This window comes from Mesorhizobium sp. M0870 (genome assembly GCF_040319775.1).
GTDB lineage: Bacteria > Pseudomonadota > Alphaproteobacteria > Rhizobiales > Rhizobiaceae > Mesorhizobium.
Genome location: NZ_JAMYOI010000008.1, coordinates 58,892 through 84,040 on the forward strand (window position 1 = coordinate 58,892; position 25,149 = coordinate 84,040).

The window sequence follows — 25,149 nt, forward strand, 5'->3', positions numbered from 1 at the left end:
CAAGGGGTGCATCGCGACGACCCCGTGAGGCGTCAGCCCAACGTTCGCGTCCAAGCTTCTCTTCCAGGAGGTGGACGCCATGCCGTCAACAACCGCTATCACTGTATCGCAACTGTCCCGGCTCATCGGTCTGCCGGGCGCGCCTGTCATTATCGATGTTCGCATCGATGACGATTTCGACGCCGACCCGCGCCTGTTGCCGGCTTCGTGCCGGCGCGATTTCAAAACCGTTTCGACCTGGGCGGCCGCATTCGCCGGCAAGCCGGTGGCCGTCGTATGCCAGAAGGGGCAAAAGCTCTCGCAAGGCGTCGTTGCATGGCTGCGCCATGAGGGGATATCAGCCGAATCCCTTGAAAGCGGGTTTGAGGCCTGGCGCGATGCCGGGGGACTTCTGGTCCGCACCGCCAAAATGCCGCCGCGCAATGAAAAGGGCGCCACCGTCTGGGTGACGCGATCGCGCCCGAAGGTCGACCGCATCGCTTGCCCATGGCTGATCCGGCGTTTCCTCGACCCCGACGCGGTGTTCCTGTTTGTCGAGCCCGCTGAAGTATTGGCTGTTGCCGACCGCTTTCAGGCCGTGCCGTTCGACATCGACAATGTGTTCTGGAGCCATCGTGGCGAACGCTGCACCTTCGACACGATGATCGAGGAGTTCGGGTTGGAATCCGAGGCGCTCGATCGCCTCGCCGTAATCGTGCGCGCGGCCGACACCGCAAGCCTCGACTTGGTGCCCCAGGCGGCCGGTTTTCTGGCTGCCTCGCTGGGTCTGTCGCGTATGTACCGCGACGATCTGGAACAACTGGAAGCAGGCATGCTGCTCTACGACGCGTTCTTCCGCTGGTGTCGCGACGCCACCGAAGAAACGCACAACTGGCCCGCTGCGGGTAAGCCGTCATGACCATTCTTGTCCCCGACAACAAGGCGGTGGCCGTCGAGCCGCCGGCTGCGCCGACCTTCGCGGAAGCCACGAAGGTCTGGGCGAGGATCGGATTGCTCAGCTTCGGCGGACCTGCCGGGCAGATCGCGCTGATGCACAAGGAGCTGGTCGAGGACCGGCGCTGGATCGGTGAACAGCGCTTCCTGCACGCGTTGAACTACTGCATGTTGCTGCCTGGCCCGGAAGCCCAGCAACTCGCCATCTATGTCGGCTGGCTGCTGCACAGGACGATCGGCGGCCTTGTCGCCGGCATCCTGTTCGTCGTGCCGGGCGCGCTGGTCATGCTCGTCTTGAGCAGCCTTTACATGCTCTACGGCGACATGCCACTCGTCGCGGCGCTGTTTTTCGGGGTGAAGGCGGCGGTGCTTGCCATCGTCATCGAGGCGGTGATCCGGATCGGACGGCGCGCCCTCAAGAACCGGGTCATGGTGTCGATCGCGGTCGCGGCGTTCATCGCCATCTATGCGTTGAATGTGCCGTTTCCGCTCATCGTCTTGTTCGCCGGCCTGACGGGATGGCTGGGGGATCGCATTGCTCCCGGCCTGTTTTCCGGCTCGGCCCATGGCAAGGACGATGTTGCCGACTTCAAGGGAGCGGTCGACCTGATGTTCGAACGCGGCGAACTCGCCCATGTCAAACCGACCAAATGGCATGCGCCGCGCACCGTCGCCATCTGGCTGCCGCTCTGGCTCGGGCCTGTTCTTTTGATCTGGTGGTTCACCGGCTCTGCAAGCGTCTGGACCGAGATAGGCCGGTTCTTCAGTCTCATGGCTGTCGTCACCTTCGGTGGCGCCTATGCGGTGCTTGCCTATGTCGCGCAGGCAGCCGTCCAGTCCTTCGGCTGGCTGGCCCCTGGTGAAATGGTTGATGGCCTTGGGCTTGCCGAAACGACGCCGGGGCCGCTCATCCTGGTGCTGCAGTTCGTCGGCTTCATCGCCGCGTTCCGCCACTCCGGCTCGCTGGACCCGTTGCTTGCCGGATCGCTGGGGGCGTTGCTCACCCTGTGGGTGACGTTCACGCCCTGCTTTTTCTGGATATTCCTCGGGGCGCCCTACATCGAGGCGTTGCGCGGCAACAAGGCACTGTCGGCCGCACTGGGCGCGATCACCGCCGCAATTGTCGGGGTGATTATGAATCTGGCCCTATGGTTTGGCTTGCACGTCATCTTCCGTGAGGTGCATGCGACGGGTCTTGGCATGAATGTGCCGGTGCTTTCGTCGATCGACTGGCGTGCGGCCTTGCTTTCGGGTGCCGCCATGATCGCCATCCTGAAGCTGAAGATCGGCATGCTGCCGACACTCGCGCTATCCGCCCTTGCAGGGGTCTTGCTGGCGGCGGCTGGTTAGATAGCACCGCCTTTGTAATTCGCTTGCCCACCACCTAAGTGGGCTGGAACGGAAGGAAACATCATGGCCGGACGGCGCTCTTCCCTCGGCTTCCTCGGAATGTTCGGCCGCTCGGGCGACTTGAGGCAGCTCGACGATGCATTGCGCGGCGCGGATCTGCATCCAGCCCTTGTGCCGGAGGGCGTGAAGCTTACCCTGGTCAATCTCATGAAGGATCGCTGGCCCGACGAGCCGCCACGGGGTACCTATGCGTCGGTGGCACAATTATGCAGCTATTGCATCGCGGGTCCCGAAACCTTCGAGCAAGCCAATGGCCATCAGCGGACGCTGGAAGCCGAGCGCCGCATCGAGGCGGCGCTTGAAACCGGCGACAGCCTCGACGCGCAGATCGTGCTGATGACACTGCATGCCAAGCTCATCAACCCCGAAGTCGTCGACCGATACGGGCTCAGCGCGGAATGACGCGAAAGGCAAGATCTGCCTGATCCTCCTAAGGCAGCCGAACCGTTCAGGCCCGGCTGATCTCCTCGAGATACCAGCCGATGTAGCGCAGTTCGTTGTATTCCATCGGCGCGATAGGTCCGGGCACGAAATAGTGCGAGCGCACGCCGCGCGCGGTGTGCTCGATGATCTTCTTGTCTTCGTCGGTGGTGACCTTCCATAGCCAGGTCAGCTTCTCCAGATCGTAATCCTGACCCTCGACCGCGTCGCCGCGCACCAGCCAGATCAGTTCCATCTCGCATGTACCAGCCGTTTTCGGGATGAATCGGTAGATCATGCCGTGATCGGGATAGCAGACGAGAAAGGTCGTGCCGCCGAGATGGATGGAAGTGACGCCACCGTCATAGTCGGTGAAGCGGCCCATCAGCGGGGCCACCGGAGAGCCGTCCTGGCTGCCGCTCGAAACGCCGTCATAGAGCGCGTAGCGGAAGGTGTCGATTGCTTCCTGACCGGCCGCCGAGTTCTGCCAGCGGTTGGCGCTGCCGATCTCGATGCCGAGCGCGCAGGTGCGCTGCTCCATCGCCGCATTGAGCTGCTCGATCATCTCGGCCGGTTTTTCCAGCGCATGCGTCTGCGAATATTCCGGATGCGCCGGTCCGCAATGGTAGCATTCGACATAGTTCTCGACGGCGAGCTTCCAGTTGGCGTCGAGCGGATAGGACTGACGATACGCCACCTTGGCGTCGCCCCAGCCATATTGGCCGCAACTCGTGCGCAGCGACTGTTCGATCGGATCGAAATCGAGCGGCGTCTCGGCGAAGGAAATGAAGACCAGCCCGGAGGCGACGCGGACATGAAGCTTCTTCAGCCCGTGCGCCGAGCGGTCGAAATCCTTCGGCATCAGGCGGGCAGCGCGCAATGAGCCGTCATTGGAATAGCTCCAGGCGTGGTAGGGGCACACGAACATCTTCGCGTTGCCCTTTTCCTTGGTGCAGACCTCGGCGCCGCGGTGGCGGCAGACATTGAGCATGGCATGCACGGTGCCATCCATGCCGCGTGTCAGGATGACCGCCTCGTCGCCCAGTTTGAACAGCTCGAAATCGCCCGGGTTCGCGATGACGCTGGCATGGGCCAGGCAGTGCCAGTGGCGGCGAAAGACACGTTCCATGTCGCGCTCGAAGATTGCCTGGTCATGATAGAAGGCACGCACCAGGCCGTGACCTGGCCGATGAGATGCCACCAGCCGATCGATCGCGTCGCCGTCTGTGTGGGCTTGCTGGATAGGATGCACACTCATTTGTCGTTCTGCCCGATGGTTGATCCTGGGTGGTGGCTGCATGGCTGCACGAACTCGTCTCCGGTCAGCCGCCCATTTGCGTGCGCGGCAGGTGGATCAGGTTGCCGAAACGGGCACGCAATCTGTCGTCGACCTGTTTTGGCACATGGCGCGGAAATCGTTCGGCAAGAATGCGTTTCTTCTCGGTGATCGCACGCAGCAATATATCAGGCCGGCCCTTTTCGTTCCATTCCTTCGGCGAGGAACGATCGCCGAGGGCGGGATAGAAGTGCTCGGTCTGCATCAGCTTGAGCGTTTGTTCGTTGTCGAGATAGTGGCCCGGACCCTTGAGGCAGACCTCGGCGATGCTGTCGATCGACAGGGCCTCGTCGGTCACGTCGATGCCACGCGCGCAGCCCAGGCAATGACCGAGCATGTCGTTGTCGATGACCAGGCTCTCCAGGCAGAAGCCGAGCAGCGAGGCATGCATGCCGGCCGCCTCGTAGACGAGGTTGAGGCCGGAGAGGCCGGCCATCACATTGGTGATGCCTTTTTCGTAGCCGGACTGAATATCGGGCAATTTCGAATCAGTCATGCCGGCGGCGGAGCCGCCGGGCAGGTCGTAGAATTGCGCCATCTGGGCACAGGCCGCCGTTGCCACCGACTGCTCGGCCGACCCGCCCGCCATGGCGCCGGTGCGCAGGTCCGACATGAACGGCCAGGCGCCGAAGATCGCCGGATGGCCGGGCTTGAGCGCGTTGACATAGACCAGGCCGGCCAGCACTTCGGCCACCGCCTGCACGACGGCGCCGGCCATCGCCGCGGGTGCCGTGGTGCCGGACTGGCCGGTCGACAGCAGCAGGATCGGGATGCCGCCTTCAACGCAGGCCTCAAGCACGCCGCAGGCATCCTCGGCGAATTTCATCGGCGGCACGACGAATGAGTTGGAGTTGGAAACGAATGGCCGGGCGCGGAAATTCTCCTCGCCGCCGGCGATGGCGTACAGCATTTCAAGCGCAGGCTTCACGTTCTCACGCACGGTGAAGGATGTTCCGACGTGCTTCGATGTTCCCATCACACAGGCATAAAGCGTGTTGAAATCCATCTCGAGCGGATCGGCGATGTCGCGCGCCACCATCGGCCGCTGGAAGAAATGGATGTTGTCCAGCCCATCGACGATGCGGGCGGCATCATAAATATCCTGCAGCTTGGACTCGCGGTACTCGCGCTTTTCGATATCCACCAGGTGCACGGCGATGCCTGCCGTGCCGTAGTGCACGCGCTTGCCCTGGACCACCATGTCGTGCCTGGGGGCCTGGCCATGAAGTGTGAAATGTCGTGCCGCCCGCTTGATGGTGTCGAGCACGAGCGCGCGCGGAAAGCGGACCCGGCCATCGTCGCCATGGACCGCCCCCACCTTGGTCAGTACCTTTATGCAGGAAGGAATGGCGTTGGCGAAACCCACTGTCTCCAGAAGCGTCAGCACGCCTTCGTGGATACGCTCGCGGTCATCCCCGCGCAGCGGCCCGTAGCCGCCGCCCTCGATGGCCTTGTGCTGTGGTCTGGTATCCTCCACTAGGGGAGATGATCGCATGGCATGTCCTGTTTCGCGAAGACCGGAGCGTTGTGGACGACGGTTCGCCGGCGTGTCCTGCTGTTCGACAGCCACTGGCATGGAAGCACTCCACCTTCGTCGGCAGGAACTCGTGGCGGTTGGTCCACCATCGGCCTGCTTCTTCCCCTGACGCCGACTATGCCGCCGGCACTGGCCCATCCTATGGGCCAGCTGGCCCAGTTCCATGTGCCAGAACTAAAATACCGGAGCCGCTGCGAGCGGCTCCGGTCACGAGAGATCAACGATGGATCAGGCGGCTGCGGGTCTGCGTCCGGCGGCCGTGGCCAGTTCGCGAATGCCTGGCTCGATGTGCTGCAGTGCGATCGACGAGATGCCCAGCCGCATGAAACGCGAAGGCTTTTCAGTGCGATCGAAGAAACGGTCGCCTGGCTCGATGATGACGCTGCGCGAGGCCGCTGCCTCGGCCAGCCCGCGCGAATCGGTGCCGCGCGGCCCTTCGAGCCACAGCGACGTGCCGCCGGCCGAATCGGTCGAGCGCCATTCCGGCAGGAAGGCGGAAATCGCATGGACCAGCCGCTTGCGCCGTTCGTCGAAGGCCGACGACAGCCGCCGCACCAGCGCCTCGTGGTGGCCGAGCGACAGGAACAGCGCGACGGCGCGCTGGTTGTTCGCCGGCGGATGACGCAGCATGAAGCGGCGCAGCGCCCTGAGTTCCGCGATCAGTCCCGCGGACGCCACGATGTAGCCGAGCCGCAGGCCGGGAGCCAGCGTCTTGGACATCGAGCCGACATAGACCACGCGGCCGGAGCGATCGAGGCTCTTCAGCGCTTGCTGCGGTGCCTCGTCGAGAAGCTGGCTGTCATAGCCATCCTCGATGATGATCTGGTTGTAGCGGTTGGCTCGCGCCAGAAGATCCTGCCGCCGCTCAGCCGACAACGGCACCATGGTCGGGCAATGATGGCTGGGCGTGACGAAGACGAAGCCGGAATCATTGGGAATAGAAGCGGTTACGATGCCGGACTGGTCGACCGGCACCGGCTGTATCTCCGCGCCCGCAAGGCGGAAGATCGAGCGGGCGTCGGGGTAGCCGGGGTCCTCCATCGCCACCTTGGAGCCTTTGGACATCAGCAGCGTCGCCAGCATGTAGAGCGCGTTCTGGGCGCCCAACGTGACGATGATCTCGTCGGGATTGGCGAAGATGCCGCGCCGGGGCAGGAGCCGCGCCTGGATCTGCTCGATCAGCAGCGGATCGTCACGGTCGACCATGTCGGACGCCCAGTTGCGGATTTCCAACACCGCCAGCGCCATGCGGTTGCACTCGCGCCATTCGGCGGTAGGGAACAGCGCCGGATCGAACTGGCCGTAGACGAAGGGGTAGGACGACTTGATCCAGTTCTCGTGCTTGGCCGGCGGCGGCATGTCGCTGGCGAAGATCTTGCGGCGTGCCTTCCAGTCGATCTCGTTGGCCTGGTCGGGCGCCTTCTGGTGCGGCTTGGCCGGTGTCGCCAGCACATCGGGATTGACGAAATGTCCACGCCGCTCGCGCGCCACCAGGAAACCCTGGTCGACGAGCTGCTGGAACGCCAGCACCACGGTTCCGCGCGCCACGCCAAGTTTTTCGGCCAGGATCCGGCAGGAAGGAAGCGGCATCGAAGCGGCGATCTGGCGGTCCAGAATGGCGGCCACGATGGCTTGGCGGATCTGCGCTTGCAGGGTTTGGCCGGATTCAGCCGAAATCCGGAACAGGCCGGACCATATCGCCGTGTCGTTTCGCTGTGGCATGGGAGATTTCCTCGATGGCCAGCCTTTTTCGCTTGGCTGGACCAGCCGAACGTAACCGTGGCACAAGGGGTTGCGCCAATCAATTTTTCTGATCGTTGGGATTTATGCCAGTGATCCTTCACGCCATTTTGATGCTGCGCCGCGGCATAGTTGCGTGACTCTGTGCGTCATCGCTGCGCATTGAAACGGGTGGAGTTCGGCCCGATAGATTGTCGCGACGACACGCGCCGGAAACATCCGGTCCGTAATGATGGCTCGAGGTCTCGGAGTTTGGCAGTGGATCAATCGTCCTTTCAAAAACAGCTCGCCGCCTTGCGCGATCACCGCGCTGCAGCGCCCGCCAGCATGCGCCAGGCCTTCGCCGCCGATCCCAAGCGGTTCGTGGAATTCTCCGCCACCGATGGCGATCTGCTGCTCGACTGGTCGAAATGCGCGGTCGATGCGACCGCCATGGAACTGCTGGAAAAGCTCGCCCTGGCCGCCGATCTCGAAGCTCGTCGCGCCGCCATGTTCGCCGGCAAGAAGATCAACGTCACCGAGGACCGTGCCGTGCTGCACACGGCGCTGCGCAACCTGACCGGCAAGGGCGTCACCGTCGATGGCCAGGATGTCAAGGCTGACGTCATCGCCGTGCTCGACGCCATGGGCGCCTTTGCCGATGCCGTGCGCTCCGGCAAGGCGGCCGGCGCCACCGGCAAGAAGATCACCGACATCGTCAACATCGGCATCGGCGGTTCCGATCTCGGCCCGGCCATGGCGACGCTGGCGCTGGCGCCCTATCATGACGGGCCGCGCGCGCATTACGTTTCCAACATCGACGGCGCCCATATCCACGACACGCTGAAGGGGCTGTCCGCCGAGACCACGCTTTTCATCATCGCTTCCAAGACCTTCACCACCGTCGAGACGATGACCAATGCGCAGACGGCGCGCGACTGGGTGCAGAAGGCGCTCGGCAAGGAAGCGGTCGGCAAGCACTTCGCCGCCGTGTCCACTGCGCTCGATCTGGTCGCCAAGTTCGGCATCGCGCCCGATCGCGTCTTCGGCTTCTGGGATTGGGTCGGCGGCCGCTATTCGCTCTGGGGCGCCATCGGCCTGCCGGTGATGATCGCTGTCGGCCCGCGGAATTTTCGCGCCTTCCTCGATGGCGCGCATGAGATGGACGAGCATTTCCGTACCGCACCGGTGCAGGAGAACCTGCCGGCGCTGCTGGGGCTGGTCGGCTGGTGGCATCGCGTCATCTGCGGTTACCCGGCGCGCGCCGTCATCCCTTACGACCAGCGCCTGTCCAGATTGCCCGCCTATCTGCAGCAGCTCGACATGGAATCGAACGGCAAGAGCGTCACCCTCGAAGGCACGGCGGCAACGACGCCGACCGGACCGCTTGTCTGGGGCGAACCCGGCACCAACGGCCAGCATGCCTTCTTCCAGCTGCTGCACCAAGGCACCGATTTCATCCCGGTCGAGTTCCTCGCCGCGGCCGTCGGCCACGAGCCCGATCTCAAGCACCAGCACGATCTGCTGCTCGCCAACTGCCTGGCGCAGTCGGAAGCGCTGATGAAGGGCCGCACGCTGGACGAAGCCCGCGCCCAGATGCTGGCCAAGGGCATGAAGCCGGCCGAGGTCGACAAGATAGCCCCGCACCGCGTCTTCTCCGGCAATCGCCCCTCGGTGACCATCCTTTACCGCAAACTCGACCCGCGCACCTTCGGCCGGCTGATCGCGCTCTACGAGCACCGCGTCTTCGTCGAGGGCACGCTGTTCAACATCAACTCCTTCGACCAGTGGGGCGTCGAACTCGGCAAGGAACTGGCCACCGGCCTTCTGCCTGTCGTAGAGGGCAAGGAAAGTGCCGCCAAGCGGGACGCATCGACCGCAGGCCTTGTGGGATTCATCCACCATTTGCGTGGCTCGGAGTGAAAAGCTTGGCAGACATCAAGGGAATATTGTTCGACAAGGACGGCACGCTTGTCGACTTCAACGCCACCTGGCTCGGCGTTGCCGACTTCATGGCCATGGATGCGTCCGAAGGCGATCGCTGGAAAGCCGACAGGCTGCTGGCCGCCGCCGGCTTCGATTTCGCCAACAAGCGCTTTAAGCCTGACTCGATATTTGCCTCCGGCACCAATCTCGACGTCGTCGAATTGTGGTTTCCGCGCCTCTCCAACGAGGATCAGATGCTGGCGGTCGCCCGCTTCAACGAGATCACCTCGGTGCAAGGCTCGGCGATGGCCGTGGCGCTGCCGGGCATCGTCGACACGCTGACGGCACTGCACAGGAAGTCCTACCGGCTTGGCGTCGCCACCAACGATTCGACCAGCGGCGCGGAAAAGACGCTTGTCACGCTCGGCGTCGCCCAATTGTTCGACGCGGCCTATGGCTACGACGCGGTGGCCAATCCGAAGCCGGCGCCCGACACGATCCTGGCCTTCAGCGATCTCACCGGCCTCAGGCCGGCGGAAATCGCCATGGTCGGCGACAACCGCCACGACCTCGAAATGGCGCGTGCCGGCGGCTGCGGGCTGGCGGTCGGCGTGCTCTCCGGCACCGGAACCCGCGAATCGCTGGCCGGCATTGCCGACGCCATCCTGGATTCCGTTGCCGATCTGCCGGATTTTCTCTCGGCGCGGGTCAAGGAGACGATCTGATCCCGTCGGTAGACGCGGCCGCCTCGTCAGCCTTCGAAGCGAAAGACGCCGCTTGGCTGCAGCGCGCTGTCTTTCGCCTGGCCGAAATCCGGCACCTTATGTTCGGCGAGCAGGCGCAGCCGTGATCGTGGCAGATAGGCGCGGCTAGGATCGCCGACCAGGACCTCGATGCCGGCATTCAGGCAGCGTTCGAAAAAAGGCATGACGCGGTCGGCGACGCCTTGGCTGTAGAAGACATCGCCTGCAAGCACGAGGTCGACGGCCGGCGGCGGACCCCTGGTGATGTCGTCTCCGATCACGGTGATGGCGACACCGTTGGCCGCCGCGTTTAGAGCGAGCGCGGCAACGCCGTTGCGGTCGATCTCTGCGGCGATGACTTCGCGTGCCCCAGCCTTGGCGGCGGCAATGCCGACAAGACCCGAACCGGCGCCGAGGTCGAGCACGCGGCGGCCGGCTACCGTTTGCGGATGATCCAGTATGTGGCGCGCAATCACCGCGCCGCCGGCCCACACATAAGCCCAGTAAGGCGGCTGCGGCTCGGGTCCATCGTTGTCCGCCTCGATCGTGTCGTCATCGTCGCCAGCGCTTTGGTGCGGATCTATGAGCCGTCTCAGGCCACTGGCCGGATGCGGTGTATAAAGCTGGATCTCAGGCACCGACGGCACCGGGGCGAGGCGCATGTTCGTTCTGATGAATTCTGCCGGGTCAGGACGGCAAGGTGCATTTACGGCATCCGCGCCGCCGGCTGCAATCATTCGCGCAGTGCTCGCCGCAGGATCTTGCCGACCGGCGTCTTCGGCAACTCGGTCCTGAATTCTATGTATTTGGGCCGCTTGTAGCCGGTCAGGTTCTCGCGGCAGAAGGCGGTGAGCGTCTCCGCGGTCAGCGCCGGATCCTTCTTGACCACGAACAGTTTCGGCACCTCGCCCGAATGCTCGTCCGGCACGCCGACCGCCGCCACTTCGAGCACGCCCGGATGCATCGCCACGACTTCCTCGAGCTCGTTCGGATAGACATTGAAGCCCGAAACCAGGATCATGTCCTTCTTGCGGTCGACGATCTTGGTGTAGCCGCGCTCGTCCATGAAGCCCATGTCGCCGGATTTGAAGTAGCCATCCTTGGTCATCACCTTGGCGGTCTCATCGGGCCGGTTCCAGTAGCCCGCCATCACTTGCGGTCCTCGGATGCAGACCTCGCCGACCTCGCCGAGCGGCAAATTGTTGCCGTCGTCGTCGCGGATGGCGATCTCGGTCGAGGGCAGCGGCAAGCCGATGGTGCCGGTGAAGTCGCCGGCGGTGAACTTGTTGGCGGTGGCCACCGGCGAGGTTTCCGAGAGGCCGTAGCCTTCGGTGACCGAACAACCAGTCAGCGTCTTCCAGCGTTCGGCGACGCCCTTCTGCACCGCCATGCCGCCGCCCAGCGTCAGCACCAGCGGCTTGAAGTCGAGCTTGCGGAAATCCTCATTGTTGAGCAGCGCGTTGAACAGCGTGTTGAGGCCGGGAAAGATGTGCACCGGATATTTCTGCAATTCCTTGACGAAGCCGGGAATGTCGCGCGGATTGGGAATGAGCACATTGCGGGCGCCTTGCTGCATGCCCATCAGCGCGTTCACGGTCAGCGCGAAAATATGATAGAGCGGCAGCGCGCAGATAAAGTTGGGGTGCGCCGGTTTCGGCTTGATCGTGTAGGCGTCCTCCATCCACTGCGCGTTCTGCGCGACGTTGGCGAGCACGTTTCTGTGCAGCAGTGTGGCGCCCTTCGACACGCCCGTGGTGCCGCCCGTATATTGCAGGAAGGCGACATCGTCGGCTTCCACCTTGGCCGGCTTGAAGCCCATGCCGGCGCCGGCCTTCATGGCGGCATTGAACTTGACATGGCCGGGCAAGGACCATGCCGGCACCATCTTCTTCACGCGGCGCACGACGAAATTGACGATCGTGCCCTTCAGGCCGCCAAGCATGTCGCCCATCGCGGCGACCACCACATGCTTGACCGCGGTCCTGGCGATCACCGCCTGCAAGGTGTTGGCGAAGTTTTCCAGGATGACGATGGCTTGCGCACCGGAATCCTTCAACTGGTGTTCGAGTTCGCGCGGCGTGTAGAGCGGATTGATGTTCACCACCACATAACCCGCTCGCAAGATCGCCATCATCGCCACCGGATATTGCAGCACGTTCGGCATCATCAGCGCGACGCGCGCGCCTTTCTGCAGGCCCTTCGATTGCAGGTAGGCGCCGAAGGCCGCCGACAGCCGCTCGACATCGGTGTAGCTGATGGACTTGTCCATGCAGGTGAAGGCCGGCTGCGCGGAAAACTGCTTGCAGGCGGCGACGAGGAAATCGCCGATCGAGCTGTAGGGCAGGGCGCCGATCTCGGCCTGCACGTTTTTCGGATAGCTCTTGAGCCACGGCTTTTCCGGCAAGCCGGCGGCCAGCGCCGTCAGCGTTTTCGGCAATCGGTTGGCGGTGGCGTCGGCCGGCCTTGCCGCCGGTGGGGTCTTCATCGCCGCGGCGGCTTTCGACGCCGGCCTGGCAGCGGGCTTTGCCGCCCCCGCTTTATTTCCCGACGCCGTCTTTCCGGCCGCAGCCTTGGCCGGGGCTTTCACCACTGGCCTTGTGCTTGCCCTTACGGGCGCCGCGGCCGCCTTCGGCGTGGCGGCTTTGGAAACGGGTGCTTTCGGCTTGGCAGTACCGGCTGCTTTCGACGGCGCCTTGGCTCCCGCTTTCACCGGCGCCGTCGTCCTTGATGCTTTTGCCAACCGTTCCTCCCTGGACAAGTCTTGTTCATCCGCGCCGCGCTCGCCCCTGAATTGACAAGGACGCCCTCCGCTGCGGCCGCTACACCCTATGTATTGCCTCCGTTGGTGACCGTGCAAGTCTTGCCCTTGCGGCAACATGGCGAAAGATTTGCCGTCGAAAGTCTTTGCCGCCGCCAGCGCTCCCAGGCGGTGTCCTGGCGTATCCCTCGGCCGCTCGGAAGCGCCGGGAACATTTATATCGTCAGCTTGGCGATCAATAAAAAAATTCGGTTGTTAATAATCTCGTGAATGGAAGAAACTGCTAATTTTTTCTGCAATTTGGCAAAATAGCGGATTTTTTTCCTGCTTCCCGCGGGGTAAGCAAACGGGGTGTTCCAAAGCCGGAAAAACGGTGCTTATATGCGCGCTTCGCGAGCCTGATAGAGGGGCTTGGAAGAACATCAGGGAGTGCTCAATGAATAAGAAGCTGACTTTTGCAGCCGCGTTGCTGGCTGCAAGCGTCCTGAGCGGCATGGCCAATGCGAAAACTCTGGTCTACTGCGCGGAAGCTTCGCCGGAAGGTTTCGATCCGGCGCCGTATACCGCAGGCCAGACGTTCGACGCGTCATCGCGCACCGTCTTCAACCGCCTTGTCGAATTCGATCACGGCAAGACGACGACCTCGCCGGGCCTGGCCGAGAGCTGGACGATCTCCGACGATGGCAAGGAATATGTCTTCAAGCTGCGCAAGGGCGTCAAGTTCGCCGCAACCGACTATTTCACCCCGACGCGCGACTTCAACGCCGACGACGTGGTGTTCTCGTTCGAACGCCAGGTCGACAAGAACGGCCCCTGGTTCCAGTACATTCCGGGCATTGCCTACCAGTATTACAATGACCAGTTCGGCGACAACATTACCAAGGTCGAGAAGGTCGATGACCTGACGGTGAAGTTCACCCTCAAGGAGCCGGCGATCACCTTCATTCCGACGCTGGGCATGGATTTCGCCTCGGTCGTCTCCAAGGAATATGCCGACAAGCTGCAGGCCGACAAGACGCCTGAGCTGTTCAACCAGAAGCCGATCGGCACCGGCCCGTTCATCTTCGTCGACTACCAGACCGACGCCGCCATCCGCTACAAGGCCAACCCGGACTATTGGGGCGGCAAGCAGAAGATCGACGATCTGGTCTTCGCCATCACCACCGATCCGGCGGTGCGCGCGCAGAAGCTCAAGGCCGGCGAATGCAACATCATGTCGTACCCGGCACCGGCCGACATCGCCGGCCTGCAGGCCGATGCGAACCTGAAGGTCGAGGAGCAGGAAGGCCTCAATGTCGGCGCGCTGATGTACAACACCCAGCAGAAGCCGTTCGACGACGTGCGCGTCCGCAAGGCGCTCAACATGGCCATCAACAAGAAGGCCATCATCGATGCCGTCTTCCAGGGCGCCGGCCAGGTGGCGATCAATCCGATCCCGCCGACCATGTGGTCCTACAACAAGGAAGTGAAGGACGATCCTTACGATCCGGATGCAGCCAAGAAGCTGCTTGAAGAAGCCGGCGTCAAGGACCTCAAGATGAACGTCTGGGCCATGCCGGTGTCGCGCCCCTACATGCCGAATGCGCGCCGTACCGCCGAACTGATCCAGGCGGATTTCGCCAAGGTCGGCGTCACCGTCGAGATCGTCAGCTACGATTGGGGTGAATACCTCAAGCGCGCTTCCGCGGTCGATCACGACGGCGCTGTCATCGTCGGCTGGACCGGCGACAATGGCGATCCGGACAACTTCCTCGGCGTGCTCCTGAGCTGCGCTTCCGTCGGTTCGAACAACCGCGCGGAATGGTGCAACAAGGACTTCGATGCGCTCATCAACAAGGCCAAGACCGTTTCGGACCAGGCCGAGCGCACCAAGCTCTATGAACAGGCACAGGTCATCTTCAAGGAACAGGCACCCTGGGCGACGCTCGCTCACTCCAAGGTGTTCATGCCGATGCAGAAGACCGTCACCGGCTTTGCGATGGATCCGCTCGGTATCCACCGCTTCGACGGCGTCGATATCGCCGAATAAGGTTGCGAAACGGGGGCGCCACCATGTGACGCCCCCACTCGCCCGCCATGCTGCGTTATATCCTCGGCAAGCTCGCCCTCATCATCCCGACCTTCATCGGGATAACCATCCTCGCCTTTGGCTTCGTGCGCATCCTGCCCGGTGATCCGGTGCTGGTGCTTGCGGGCGAACGCGGCCTGTCGCCCGAACGTCACTCGGCGCTCATGCACCAGTTCGGTTTCGACCTGCCGATATGGCAACAATACCTGACCTATCTGACGAACATCCTCGGCGGTGATTTCGGCACCTCGTTTTCCACCAAGACGCCGGTGCTCAGGGATTTCCTGGTGCGCTTCCCGGCAACGGTCGAACTCGCCATCTTCGCCATGATCTTTGCCGTTGTCCTGGGTGTCGCCGCCGGCATCTTCGCCGCCATCCGCCGCGGCTCCTGGTTCGATCAGCTGACCATGGGCACGGCGCTGGCGGGCTATTCCATGCCGATCTTCTGGTGGGGTCTGCTGCTGATCATCGTGTTCTCCGGCACGCTGCACTGGACGCCGGTTTCCGGCCGCATCGACCTTCTCTATTTCTTCAAGCCGGTGACCGGCTTCATGACCATCGATTCGCTGATCTCGGGGCAGAAGGGCGCGTTCCGCTCGGCACTGTCGCACCTCGTCCTGCCCACGATTGTGCTCGGCACTATCCCGCTCGCAGTCATCGCCAGGCAGACGCGCTCGGCGATGCTCGAAGTGCTGGGTGAGGACTATGTGCGGACCGCGCGCGCCAAGGGCCTGGCGCCGCGCCGCGTCATCGGGCTGCATGCCTTTCGCAACGCGCTGATCCCGGTCGTCACCACCATCGGTCTGCAGGTCGGCACGCTTTTGACCGGCGCCATCCTGACCGAGAGCATCTTCTCCTGGCCCGGCATCGGCAAATGGATGATCGACGCCATTTCCAAGCGCGACTATTTCACCGTGCAGGGCGGGTTGCTTTTGATCGCGCTGATCGTCATGTCGGTCAACCTCATCGTCGACGTGCTCTACGCCGTCATCAACCCACGCATCCGGGCCAACTGACATGAGCAACGAAGGCCCAGCCACCATCGAAGCCGCCACCGTCGTCAAGCCACAGGATGCCAGGCTGCAGATGTTCGGCGAGTTCTGGCACTACTTCTCCGTCAACAAGGGCGCGGTGATCGGGCTCTTCGTCTTTGCGCTGCTGATCCTGATCGCCATCTTCGCGCCGTTGCTGGCGCCGCATTCGCCGGACGATCAGTTCCGCGACTTCTTCCTGACGCCGCCGGCCTGGCAGGAGGGCGGCAACGCGCAGTTCCTGCTCGGCACCGACGCTGTCGGCCGCGATATGCTGTCGCGCCTGATCTACGGCTCGCGGTTCTCGCTCGCCATCGGCTTCGTCGTCGTCACGTCAGCGCTGATTTCAGGCGTCATTCTCGGCCTGCTCGCCGGCTACTGCCGAGGCTGGGTCGACACGCTGATCATGCGCATCATGGACATCATTCTGGCCTTCCCGTCGCTGCTGCTGGCCCTGGTGCTGGTCGCGGTGCTTGGCCCTGGCCTCGTCAACGCCATGATCGCCATCGCCTTCGTGCTGCAGCCGCATTTCGCCCGGCTCACCCGCGCCGCCGTGATGGCCGAGAAGACCCGCGAATATGTCGTCTCGGCCAAGGTCGCCGGGGCCAGCCATCTCAGGCTGATGCTGGTCACCATCCTGCCCAACTGCATCGCGCCGCTGATCGTGCAGGCGACGCTGTCCTTCTCCAACGCCATTCTCGAGGCAGCCGCCCTTGGCTTCCTCGGCATGGGCGCGCAGCCGCCGACGCCGGAATGGGGAACGATGCTGGCCGAAGCGCGCGAGTTCATCCTGCGTGCCTGGTGGGTGGTTACTTTCCCGGGTCTCGCCATCCTGATCACCGTCTTCGCCATCAACCTGATCGGCGACGGCCTGCGCGACGCGCTCGACCCCAAGCTGAAGAGGTCGTGAGCATGCCTCTGCTCGAGATCAAGAACCTCACCGTTTCCTTCGACACCGCGGCCGGACCGTTCATGGCCGTGCAAGGCATCGACCTCTCGATCGAGCCGCGCGAAGTGCTGGCGATCGTCGGCGAGTCCGGTTCCGGCAAGTCGGTGGCGATGCTCGCGGTAATGGGCCTGTTGCCCAACACCGCAACCGTCAAGGCAGACCGCATGGCCTTCGACGGCGTCGATCTCCTGAAGCTCAGCCCGTCCGAACGCCGCAAGATCGTCGGCAAGGACATCTCGATGATCTTCCAGGAGCCGATCGCCAGCCTCAATCCGTGCTTCACCGTCGGCTTCCAGATCGAGGAGGTGCTGCGCTTCCATATGGGTATGGATCGCGCTCAGCGGCGCGCGCGGGCCATCGAGTTGATGAAGCTGGTCGGCATCGCCGATCCGGAAGAACGGCTTAGCTCGTTTCCGCACCAGATGTCGGGCGGCCAATGCCAGCGCGTCATGATCGCCATCGCCATCGCCTGCAATCCGAAGCTGCTGATCGCCGACGAGCCGACGACGGCGCTCGACGTCACCATCCAGAAGCAGATCCTCGATCTGCTGGTTTCGCTGCAGGCCAAATACGGTATGGGCCTGATCATGATCACCCACAATATGGGCGTGGTGGCCGAGACCGCCGACCGTGTCATCGTCCAGTACAAGGGCCGCAAGATGGAAGAGGCCGACGTGCTGTCGCTGTTTGAATCGCCGAAGAGCAATTACACGCGGGCGCTTTTGTCGGCGCTGCCGGAGAACGCCGTCGGCGACCGGCTGCCTACCGTTTCCGACATGATGTTCGAGCCGGCGCCTTCGGCAGTTGGAGCCGCCTGATGAGCACCACGGTCCTCGAAGGCAAGAACATCGTCCGCGACTACCATATCGGTGGTGGCCTGTTCACCGGGCCGCGCACAGTGCACGCGGTCAAGGGCGTCTCGTTCAAGGTCGACAAGGGCAAGACGCTGGCCATCGTCGGCGAAAGCGGCTGCGGCAAGTCCACGCTCGCCCGCATCATCACGCTGATCGATCCGGCGACGTCAGGCGACCTGTTCATCGACGGCAACAAGGTCGACATCGCCAAGGGCGGATTGACCAAAGAGATGCGCCGCAAGGTGCAGATCGTCTTCCAGAACCCCTATGGATCGCTCAATCCGCGCCAGAAGATCGGCGACGTGCTGGGCGAGCCCCTGCTGATCAACACCGACAAGCCGGCGGCCGAGCGGCGCGACCTGGCGATGAAGATGCTGAAGAAGGTCGGCCTCGGTCACGAGCACTACAACCGCTACCCGCACATGTTCTCGGGCGGCCAGCGCCAGCGCATTGCCATTGCCCGTGCGCTGATGCTCAACCCAAGCCTGCTGGTGCTGGACGAGCCGGTCTCGGCGCTCGATCTTTCCGTGCAGGCACAGGTGCTCAACCTGCTCGCCGACCTGCAGGACGAGTTCCAGCTGACCTATGTCTTCATCAGCCACGATCTGTCCGTAGTGCGCTACATCGCCGACGATGTGATGGTGATGTATTTCGGCGAAGCGGTCGAATACGGCTCGCGCGACGAGGTCTTCGCCGACCCCAAGCACAGCTACACCAGGACGCTGTTCGCGGCGACCCCGCGCGCCGACGTCGCCTCGATCAAGGCGAGGCTAGCGAAGAAGAAAGCCGCCTGACGCCGCGGCGTCAGGCCGTAGCAATTCAGCTCGCTCAAGACAGCTTGGCGATGATGCTGCGTAGCGCTTCGCCGAAGCGCCGGACTTCCTCGACTGTGTTGTAGTGGACCAGTGAGGCGCGGATGGCGCCGCTGTCCATCGATAGGTTGAGGCGCTTCATCAGCCGCGGCGCATACATGTGGCCGTCGCGGATGCCGATCTGCATCTCGGCCATCTCTTCGACGATCCGCTGCGGCGACAGTGTGCCGATGTTGAAGCAGAACGTCGGCACGCGTTCGGTGATGCGGGCCTCGTCTGCGACGCCATAGATGGTCGCGCCGCAACCTTTCAGCACCGCAAGCATCTCGCGCGCCAGCACCAATTCGTAGTCGCGGATGGCGCCCATGCCGGCAACGATGTTGTCGCGCCGCGAGCGGTTGTTGGAGGGTGCGAGATTGCGGCCGATCAGTTCCAGGTACTGCACGGCGGCATCCATGCCGGAGACGTTCTCGTAGATGAACGTGCCTGCCTCGACCTTGTAGGGCGGCTCGTTGGGGATGAAATCCTCGCGGAAGGTCGGCAGCCGTTTCAGCGTTTCGAAACGACCCCAGAGGAAGCCCATATGCGGCGAGAAATTCTTGTAGCCGGAGCAGACGAGATAGTCGCAGTCCCAGGCCTGCACGTCGATCAGCCCGTGCGGTCCGTAATGCACGCAGTCGAGGAACACTTCGGCGCCGGCCGCGTGCGCGATCTTGGCCACCGCGGCGACATCGACGATCGAGCCGATCGAGTGCGCGGTGACCGTGCAGGCGACGAGACGGGTGCGGTCGGAAACCAGCGGGCGCAGATCGTCGACATGCAGATTACCGTCCTCGCGCATCCGCCACCATTTGAATTTCGCACCGGCGGATTCCAGCGCCAGCCAGGTCGCGATGTTGGCGTCGTGGTCCATGTCGGTGATGACGATCTCGTCACGCTCCTGAAGCATCTGACCGATACCGAGGCTGATCAGGCGGATGAACGAGGTGGCGTTCATGCCGAAGCAGATTTCCGCCGGGCTATAGGCGTTGATGAGCAGCGCTACGCTTGTCCGAGCATCGGCGACCGACTGGTCGACGGTGACGCTGCGGCCATAGCGGCCGCCGCGCTGCACATTGTGCGAAACCAGATGGTTGGTCACCGCGTCGAGCACGCTTTGCGGGATCTGCGCGCCGGCGGCGTTGTCCAAAAAGATGAAGTCGCCAGCCCGCTGCAAGGCTGGAAACATGGCGCGGATGGCGTCGACGGGGAACGCGGTGGCGTTTGCATTGTCGGTTTGATGCTTGTTCACGGGCAGGCTCCTGCAAAAGGACTTGGGCGGGGATCAGGTAGCGGAGGTCAGCGCTTTTTTTCGGTCTTGAAGCGCTCTTCAAGCAGGCTGACGAGGCGGACCATCGGCCAGAGGAAGATGAGATAGACCAGCGCTGCGCCGATCAGCGGCGAGGGGTTGGCGTAGAGCGACTGCGCGTTGGTCGCCTCCTTCAAGAGTTCCGGCAGCGCCACGGTGGAGGCGAGCGAGGTGTCCTTGAACATCGAGACGCAGTTGCTGGTCATCGGCGGGATGACGACGCGGATCGCCTGCGGCAGCACCACCTTGCGCAAGGTCAAGAGGAAAGGCAGGCCAAGCGCCTGCGACGCCTCGAACTGGCCGCGCGGAATGCTCTCGATGCCGGAGCGGAACACTTCGGCCGAGTAGGCCGACATGATGAAGGCGAACGCCGTCACGGCGGAGGCCCAGGACGACAGGCGGATGCCGAGGAAGGGCAGCGCATAGTAGATCAGGATCAGCACGACCAGCACCGGCAGGGCGCGGAAGATGTCGGTGTAGCCGACCGCAAGCCACCGCAGCGGCTTCGGCGCGTAAAGCCTCACCAGGCTGATCACCAGGCCGATCGGGATGCCGATGCCGATGCTCAAGATGCCGAGCAGCAGCGTGTTCAGGAAGCCGCGCAACAGCGCCGGCAGGCTGGACATGATGACATCGGGGTTGAAGAAGGTATCCAGCAGCGACATGGGAGCGTTCCCGAACCCGAGAGCAAAGAGTGCTCACGTTAAAATCAATTGGCCTCGCCGACGGCGAGGTGATCTGCGGCAGAAGCCGGCGCCAGAGCGTGAAATGAATCGTGCCGGCCTGGAAAGCCGGCACGATGTCAGCGCAGCTTTCAGCTCAGGCCTTCGGCAGCGGCATTTCCTTCATGGTCGAAGAGTCGGTGGGCGCGTCGCTGCCGAACCACTTCTTGTGGATGGCGGCCAGCGTGCCGTCCTTCTTCATCGCGCTGAGCGCGTCGTTCAGCTTGCCGAGCAGCGGGTGGTCCTTGGTCATCATCAGGCCGTATTGCTCACCGGTCTTGATGCGCTCCTTGACCACCAGGTCCTTCATTTTGGTGAAGGAATATTCCATGCCCGGAATGTCGCTGACTGCCGCATCGACGCGGCCGGCGCTGAGGTCGAGCAGCAGGTTCTGCTGCGTGTCGTAACCCTTCACGTCGCTGAAGCCGCCGGCTTCCTGATGCGCCTTGACCCAGGTTTCGCCGGTCGAGCCGGACAGCACGCCGACGATCTTGCCCTTGAGGTCGGCCTCGGCCTTGATCGGGCTGTCGGCATTGGTGGCGATGCCCATGTCGGAGTCGTAATAGGGCTGCGTGAACGACTGCGACTTCAGCCGCTCCGCCGTGATGGTGATCGACGAGATAGCGACGTCGATGCGCTTCGAGGTGGTGGCGGCAAACAGCGCCTGGAAGCCGAGATCGGCGATGTCGGTGGTCATGCCGATGCGCTTGGCGGCTTCATTGACGATGTCGACTTCAAAGCCTTCGAAGGTGCCGCTCTCGTTCTTGTATTCGAACGGCGGGTTGGTCGGGTAGGCGCCGACATTGAGCACATCGGCGGCATAGGCGGTGGCGGGGCCGGCGGCGATGCCGACGGCGGCGGCAAGAAGAAGCAATTTGCGACGCGTGAAGCTCATTTGTGTTCCCTCTGTTGTTGATCGGGCGGGTTGCTCCCGCACGGTTTTTTGCCGCCCCGCTTCACGCAGGACGTCAATTCATGGCAGCGACCATGCGGTCATGGTTGGCGACGTTTTGTGTTGCAGATCGCGGATCTGCGCGCGCACTTCATCGAAGGCATGGCGCGCATTGGATGATGACTGGGGCAGTATGAACGACAAGAACTGAGACTCCCACCCGGAGCACCCACGATGGACTGGCCGGCACGATGGACGGGTCTGCACGACGGACTGGCCGGCAAGCCCGTCCGGCACGGCAATCGCCATCGACTCTGGAATGCTTATCCAAAGTGCGGCGCTTTTCAAGGCGAAAGTTTTAAGCTTAAAAAGCTGCAGTGTCCGTTGCGTGGGGGACACGGTGCGGCCCGCTGGAACCGATACCCGCGAGCGATGGCGACGCGAAGCTATTTCAGGCTTGAAATATCTCCGCGCGGGCCTAGCGTGTGCTCTCTCGGCGGGAGGTCGCGACATGAACAAACCACACCCCTTGCACGGCCCGAACAGATTGAAGCTGGGGGTCTTTTCGACCAATGCCGATGGCGGGCTGGCCATAACCGATGTGCCTGAACGCTGGACGGCAAGCTGGCAGGACAATCTGACCGCAGCCCAGATCGCCGACCGTGCCGGGCTGGAGTTCATGCTGCCGATCGCCCGCTGGCGCGGTTTTGGCGGCCGCAACAAGGTGCGGGAATGGTCGTTCGAGACCTTCACCTGGGCGGCGGCGCTTGCCATGGCCACCGAGCAGATCGGCCTGTTCATGACCGTGCATGTGCCGCTGGTGCATCCGCTCTATGCCGCCAAGGCGCTGGCGACGGTCGACCATATCAGCCAGGGTCGCGCCGGCTTGAACATCGTCTGCGGCTGGAATCCGAAGGAATTCGGCATGTTCGGCACGCCTTTGGTCGAGAAGGGCTACGACCAGGCGGCGGAATGGATCGAAATCCTCGAAAAGCTTTATGCCTCGCCCGACCCGCTCGACTATGAGGGCACCTATTACCGCCTCAAGGAGGCCGTCAGCCGTCCGGCCAGTCTGCAGGTGCCGCGCCCGGTGACCATGAACGCCGCTTTCGGCGGGCCCGGCCGCGATTTCGCCGCCGCGAGATGTGACTATCTGTTCACCACCTTTTCCGAGATGGGCGATGCCGGCAAACATGTCGCCGACATCAGCGAGCGGGCCGACAAGGTGGGCCGTGATGTCGGCGTCTACACCGTGGCGCATGTCGTCTGCCGCCCGACGATGGAAGAGGCGCAGGCATATTACACGCGCTATGCGGTCGATATGGCCGACCACGACGCCGTCGATGCCCACATGGCCGGCAAGAAGGAATTCTCGCAGTCGCACGACCCGCACGCCTATGACCGCTACCGGCAGCGTTTCGCCGGCGGCGCCGGCACCTACCCGCTGATCGGAACGCCGGAAACGATCGCCGCCGACATGGCCGCCATTGCCGGGCACGGCTACCAGGGCATCGCGCTGTCCTTCGTCAATTACACCAGGGAGTTGCCCTATTTCTGCGATCACGTGCTGCCGATTTTGCGGAAGGCGGGGCTTCGCGCATAGTAGTGGTGATCAGTTGCGGTGGATCATCGCGGATATTCGGAATTAGCGGAAGCCCTCCCCAACGTCGTCATCCCTGGGCGAAGCAGGAGCGCAGCTCCGTCGCGGAGACCCTGGGATCCATGCCGCGACTTCGGCCGTGGAGTGTGCAGCGGTGCAGAATTCTGGACCGTGGTGACGCTTTGGAGTCCCGGCATGGATCCTCGGGTCTGCGCCGCGTCGCTTCGCTCCTTGCTTCGCCCGTGGATGACGAAGTAATGGGCGTTTACTCCGGACGAACGAATTCCCTATTCCGGAATAACGGCAGTCGCCTGGATCTCCACCTTGGCCCGGTCTTCGACCAGCGCCACCACCTGCATGGCGGCCATTGCCGGAAAATGCCGGCCGATGACCGCGCGATAGGCCTCGCCGATGCCCCTGAGGTTGGCTAGGTATTCGGCCTTGTCGGTAAAATACCAGGTCATCGAGGTGATGTGCTGCGGTCCGGCACCGGCCTCGGCCAGCACCGCCACGATGTTCTGAAGCGTTTGCCGCACCTGGCCGACAAAATCGTCGGTCTCGAACTGGCATTGCCCGTTCCAGCCGACCTGTCCGCCGACGAAGACGAGCTGCCCGCGCGCGGCGACGCCATTGGCGTAGCCGACAGGTTTTGCCCAGCCTTCGGGCTGCAGAATCCTGTGCATTCAAAACCTCCCGGTATTCCAAAACCCAATTTTCAAAATCGAACGCTCGTCAAAATCTCTGCCGTCAGGCCGCGCCCATCACCTGCCGCGCGATCACCACCTTCTGCACGTCGGAGGCACCCTCGTAGATGCGCAGCGCGCGGATCTCGCGATACAGGCTTTCGATGATGTGGCCCTTGCGGACACCGTCGCCGCCATGCAGCTGCACAGCCTTGTCGATCACCTCTTGCGCCTTGTCGGTGGCAAACAGCTTGGCCATCGCCGCCTCGCGTGTGACCCGCGCGGCCCCCATGTCCTTGGTCCACGCAGCGCGGTAGACCAGAAGCGCCGCCGCATCGACGTCGAGCGCCATATCGGCGATATGCCCCTGCACCATCTGCAATTCGGCCATCGGGGCGCCGAACAGTTTGCGCTCCGCCACGCGTTTGATGCTCTCGTCCAGTGCGCGGCGGGCAAAGCCAAGCGCCGCCGCGCCGACGGTCGAACGGAACACGTCGAGCACCGACATGGCGATGCGGAAGCCATCGCCCGGTTTGCCGATCAGTGCGGCGGCCGGCAGGCGGACCTGGTCGAAAGACAGCCGCGCCAGCGGATGCGGCGCGATTACTTCCAGCCGTTCGGCGATGCCAAGGCCCCTGGCGTCGCCAGGCACGAGGAAGGCGGAAAGCCCCTTGGCGCCCGGCGCCTCGCCGGTGCGGGCAAAGACGACATAGAGGTCGGCGATGCCGCCATTGGAGATCCACGTCTTCTCGCCGGACAAGACGTAGCTGTCGCCGTCGCGGATCGCCGTCATCTCCGTGTTGGCCACATCCGATCCCGAGCGCGGCTCCGACAGGGCAAAGGCTGATATCGCCTTGCCGGCGCGCGTCTTCGAAAGCCATTGCTGTTGTTCCGGCGTGCCGAACAGGCTGAGCGCGCCGGTGCCGAGCCCCTGCATGGCGAAGGCGAAGTCGGCGAGCCCGTCATGGCGCGCGAGCGTCTCGCGCGTGATGCACAAAGTGCGGACGTCGAGGGGGCCAGGATTGTCCGTGTCGAGCGCCGTCGGCTTCAGCCAGCCGTCCCTGCCGAGCTTGCTGACCAGCTCGCGGCAGGCGGCGTCGACATCATGGTGATCGACTGGCAGGTTTTTAGCGCACCATGCCTCGAGGCGCTCGGCAAGCTGGCGGTGGTGGTCTTCGAAGAACGGCCAGGAGAGGAAGGAACGGTCAGGCATGGGCGCCTCCTTCCGCGCAGCGATCCTTCACACCCCCCTCTGCCCTGCCGGGCATCTCCCCCGCAAGGGGGGAGATCGGACGTTGTTTTGGCTTTCGCCAATCTCCAAAATTGCAGTATGGGCGCTGCCAACGAAACCGCTGATCTCCCCCCTTGCGGGGGAGATGCCCGGCAGGGCAGAGGGGGGTGCCTGGGC

21 protein-coding genes are annotated in these 25,149 nt (G+C 63.3%); 11 read left to right on the forward strand and 10 right to left on the reverse strand.

All coding sequences use genetic code 11. From position 1 onward, the window contains the following. The first annotated feature begins 79 nt into the window (after nucleotides 1-79). From NKH97_RS12030 to NKH97_RS12040, 3 genes are all read left to right on the forward strand, one after another. Nucleotides 80-898 carry a chromate resistance protein ChrB domain-containing protein gene (locus NKH97_RS12030; RefSeq protein ID WP_127290063.1) on the forward strand — a complete coding sequence of 273 codons (819 nt, stop codon included), beginning with the start codon at nucleotides 80-82 and terminating at the stop codon, nucleotides 896-898. After that, nucleotides 895-2,283 (forward strand): chromate efflux transporter, encoded by a 1,389-nt coding sequence (chrA, locus tag NKH97_RS12035; RefSeq protein WP_352439703.1) that lies wholly within the window; start codon nucleotides 895-897, stop codon nucleotides 2,281-2,283. The genes NKH97_RS12030 and chrA overlap by 4 nt, the downstream gene beginning before the upstream one ends. Before the next feature lie 63 nt (nucleotides 2,284-2,346). Continuing rightward, entirely contained in the window at nucleotides 2,347-2,745 is a 399-nt protein-coding gene (locus NKH97_RS12040; RefSeq protein ID WP_023811493.1) for a hypothetical protein, read from the forward strand. A 46-nt stretch (nucleotides 2,746-2,791) separates the two neighbouring features. Here NKH97_RS12040 and NKH97_RS12045 read toward each other — a convergent pair whose 3' ends face one another. The 3 genes from NKH97_RS12045 to pdxR form a co-directional block, all read right to left on the reverse strand. Then, entirely contained in the window at nucleotides 2,792-4,021 is a 1,230-nt protein-coding gene (locus NKH97_RS12045) for an aromatic ring-hydroxylating oxygenase subunit alpha (RefSeq protein WP_023811492.1), read from the reverse strand. A gap of 64 nt (nucleotides 4,022-4,085) precedes the next feature. Further along, the gene (locus NKH97_RS12050) at nucleotides 4,086-5,675 is read right to left on the reverse strand and encodes a trimethylamine methyltransferase family protein (RefSeq protein WP_352439702.1); all 1,590 of its coding nucleotides are present in this window, start codon (nucleotides 5,673-5,675) and stop codon (nucleotides 4,086-4,088) included. A 189-nt stretch (nucleotides 5,676-5,864) separates the two neighbouring features. Then, a complete protein-coding gene (gene pdxR, locus NKH97_RS12055) occupies nucleotides 5,865-7,358 on the reverse strand; it encodes a MocR-like pyridoxine biosynthesis transcription factor PdxR (protein WP_023811490.1) in 1,494 nt (497 codons plus the stop codon). 270 nt (nucleotides 7,359-7,628) lie between these two features. On the opposite strand from pdxR, the gene pgi reads away from it, so the two are divergent. Both pgi and NKH97_RS12065 read left to right on the forward strand, forming a co-directional pair. Beyond that, entirely contained in the window at nucleotides 7,629-9,278 is a 1,650-nt protein-coding gene (gene pgi / locus NKH97_RS12060; RefSeq protein ID WP_502895826.1) for a glucose-6-phosphate isomerase, read from the forward strand. Nucleotides 9,279-9,283: 5 nt separating this feature from the next. Then, nucleotides 9,284-10,006, forward strand: a complete 723-nt coding sequence (locus NKH97_RS12065) for an HAD family hydrolase (protein ID WP_128304850.1) — start codon at nucleotides 9,284-9,286, stop codon at nucleotides 10,004-10,006. A gap of 26 nt (nucleotides 10,007-10,032) precedes the next feature. Here NKH97_RS12065 and NKH97_RS12070 read toward each other — a convergent pair whose 3' ends face one another. Together NKH97_RS12070 and NKH97_RS12075 are read right to left on the reverse strand one after the other, a co-directional pair. Continuing rightward, on the reverse strand, nucleotides 10,033-10,761 hold the full coding sequence (locus NKH97_RS12070) for a class I SAM-dependent methyltransferase (RefSeq protein ID WP_352751794.1): 729 nt from the start codon (nucleotides 10,759-10,761) through the stop codon (nucleotides 10,033-10,035). Beyond that, a complete protein-coding gene (locus NKH97_RS12075; protein WP_352796948.1) occupies nucleotides 10,758-12,764 on the reverse strand; it encodes a long-chain fatty acid--CoA ligase in 2,007 nt (668 codons plus the stop codon). The genes NKH97_RS12070 and NKH97_RS12075 overlap by 4 nt, the downstream gene beginning before the upstream one ends. Nucleotides 12,765-13,218: 454 nt before the next feature. On the opposite strand from NKH97_RS12075, the gene NKH97_RS12080 reads away from it, so the two are divergent. The 5 genes from NKH97_RS12080 (at nucleotide 13,219) to NKH97_RS12100 (ending at nucleotide 18,478) form a co-directional block, all read left to right on the forward strand. Beyond that, on the forward strand, nucleotides 13,219-14,811 hold the full coding sequence (locus NKH97_RS12080; protein WP_023811486.1) for an ABC transporter substrate-binding protein: 1,593 nt from the start codon (nucleotides 13,219-13,221) through the stop codon (nucleotides 14,809-14,811). A 47-nt stretch (nucleotides 14,812-14,858) separates the two neighbouring features. After that, a complete protein-coding gene (locus NKH97_RS12085) occupies nucleotides 14,859-15,866 on the forward strand; it encodes an ABC transporter permease subunit (RefSeq protein WP_352729068.1) in 1,008 nt (335 codons plus the stop codon). A gap of 70 nt (nucleotides 15,867-15,936) precedes the next feature. Next, a complete protein-coding gene (locus tag NKH97_RS12090; protein ID WP_224618710.1) occupies nucleotides 15,937-16,791 on the forward strand; it encodes an ABC transporter permease subunit in 855 nt (284 codons plus the stop codon). Nucleotides 16,792-16,793: 2 nt separating this feature from the next. After that, nucleotides 16,794-17,648, forward strand: a complete 855-nt coding sequence (locus NKH97_RS12095) for an ABC transporter ATP-binding protein (RefSeq protein WP_023811484.1) — start codon at nucleotides 16,794-16,796, stop codon at nucleotides 17,646-17,648. Next, nucleotides 17,648-18,478 (forward strand): dipeptide ABC transporter ATP-binding protein, encoded by an 831-nt coding sequence (locus NKH97_RS12100; protein ID WP_023811483.1) that lies wholly within the window; start codon nucleotides 17,648-17,650, stop codon nucleotides 18,476-18,478. Before NKH97_RS12095 ends, NKH97_RS12100 begins: the two co-directional genes overlap by 1 nt. Before the next feature lie 34 nt (nucleotides 18,479-18,512). Here NKH97_RS12100 and NKH97_RS12105 read toward each other — a convergent pair whose 3' ends face one another. The 3 genes from NKH97_RS12105 to NKH97_RS12115 all read right to left on the reverse strand — a co-directional run bounded on the left by NKH97_RS12105 (nucleotide 18,513) and on the right by NKH97_RS12115 (nucleotide 21,461). Next, nucleotides 18,513-19,787 (reverse strand): cysteine desulfurase-like protein, encoded by a 1,275-nt coding sequence (locus NKH97_RS12105; RefSeq protein ID WP_352796954.1) that lies wholly within the window; start codon nucleotides 19,785-19,787, stop codon nucleotides 18,513-18,515. 47 nt (nucleotides 19,788-19,834) lie between these two features. Beyond that, nucleotides 19,835-20,509, reverse strand: a complete 675-nt coding sequence (locus tag NKH97_RS12110; RefSeq protein WP_126067529.1) for an amino acid ABC transporter permease — start codon at nucleotides 20,507-20,509, stop codon at nucleotides 19,835-19,837. A gap of 154 nt (nucleotides 20,510-20,663) precedes the next feature. Further along, nucleotides 20,664-21,461, reverse strand: a complete 798-nt coding sequence (locus NKH97_RS12115) for an ABC transporter substrate-binding protein (RefSeq protein ID WP_352796958.1) — start codon at nucleotides 21,459-21,461, stop codon at nucleotides 20,664-20,666. Nucleotides 21,462-21,969: 508 nt separating this feature from the next. Between NKH97_RS12115 and NKH97_RS12120 the strand changes: the two genes are divergently transcribed. After that, nucleotides 21,970-23,061: an LLM class flavin-dependent oxidoreductase gene (locus NKH97_RS12120; protein ID WP_352796961.1), complete on the forward strand. Its 1,092-nt coding sequence runs from the start codon at nucleotides 21,970-21,972 to the stop codon at nucleotides 23,059-23,061. A gap of 284 nt (nucleotides 23,062-23,345) precedes the next feature. On the opposite strand, the gene NKH97_RS12125 is transcribed toward NKH97_RS12120, so the two are convergent. After that, on the reverse strand, nucleotides 23,346-23,741 hold the full coding sequence (locus tag NKH97_RS12125; protein WP_352796964.1) for a RidA family protein: 396 nt from the start codon (nucleotides 23,739-23,741) through the stop codon (nucleotides 23,346-23,348). A 64-nt stretch (nucleotides 23,742-23,805) separates the two neighbouring features. Further along, a complete protein-coding gene (locus NKH97_RS12130; RefSeq protein ID WP_352796967.1) occupies nucleotides 23,806-24,954 on the reverse strand; it encodes an acyl-CoA dehydrogenase family protein in 1,149 nt (382 codons plus the stop codon). Between the last annotated feature and the right edge of the window lie 195 nt (nucleotides 24,955-25,149).

Bases quoted from the DNA above. Each gene is read 5' to 3' on its own strand.
- NKH97_RS12100 (WP_023811483.1), top strand. From the start codon at position 17,648: ATGAGCACCACGGTCCTCGAAGGCAAGAACATCGTCCGCGACTACCAT.
- pdxR (WP_023811490.1), bottom strand. From the start codon at position 7,358: ATGCCACAGCGAAACGACACGGCGATATGGTCCGGCCTGTTCCGGATT.
- NKH97_RS12070 (WP_352751794.1), bottom strand. From the start codon at position 10,761: ATGATTGCAGCCGGCGGCGCGGATGCCGTAAATGCACCTTGCCGTCCT.
- NKH97_RS12085 (WP_352729068.1), top strand. From the start codon at position 14,859: ATGCTGCGTTATATCCTCGGCAAGCTCGCCCTCATCATCCCGACCTTC.
- NKH97_RS12080 (WP_023811486.1), top strand. From the start codon at position 13,219: ATGAATAAGAAGCTGACTTTTGCAGCCGCGTTGCTGGCTGCAAGCGTC.
- NKH97_RS12090 (WP_224618710.1), top strand. From the start codon at position 15,937: ATGTTCGGCGAGTTCTGGCACTACTTCTCCGTCAACAAGGGCGCGGTG.
- NKH97_RS12050 (WP_352439702.1), bottom strand. From the start codon at position 5,675: ATGCCAGTGGCTGTCGAACAGCAGGACACGCCGGCGAACCGTCGTCCA.
- NKH97_RS12030 (WP_127290063.1), top strand. From the start codon at position 80: ATGCCGTCAACAACCGCTATCACTGTATCGCAACTGTCCCGGCTCATC.
- NKH97_RS12130 (WP_352796967.1), bottom strand. From the start codon at position 24,954: ATGCCTGACCGTTCCTTCCTCTCCTGGCCGTTCTTCGAAGACCACCAC.
- NKH97_RS12045 (WP_023811492.1), bottom strand. From the start codon at position 4,021: ATGAGTGTGCATCCTATCCAGCAAGCCCACACAGACGGCGACGCGATC.
- NKH97_RS12095 (WP_023811484.1), top strand. From the start codon at position 16,794: ATGCCTCTGCTCGAGATCAAGAACCTCACCGTTTCCTTCGACACCGCG.
- NKH97_RS12125 (WP_352796964.1), bottom strand. From the start codon at position 23,741: ATGCACAGGATTCTGCAGCCCGAAGGCTGGGCAAAACCTGTCGGCTAC.
- NKH97_RS12040 (WP_023811493.1), top strand. From the start codon at position 2,347: ATGGCCGGACGGCGCTCTTCCCTCGGCTTCCTCGGAATGTTCGGCCGC.
- NKH97_RS12110 (WP_126067529.1), bottom strand. From the start codon at position 20,509: ATGTCGCTGCTGGATACCTTCTTCAACCCCGATGTCATCATGTCCAGC.
- NKH97_RS12120 (WP_352796961.1), top strand. From the start codon at position 21,970: ATGAACAAACCACACCCCTTGCACGGCCCGAACAGATTGAAGCTGGGG.
- chrA (WP_352439703.1), top strand. From the start codon at position 895: ATGACCATTCTTGTCCCCGACAACAAGGCGGTGGCCGTCGAGCCGCCG.
- NKH97_RS12115 (WP_352796958.1), bottom strand. From the start codon at position 21,461: ATGAGCTTCACGCGTCGCAAATTGCTTCTTCTTGCCGCCGCCGTCGGC.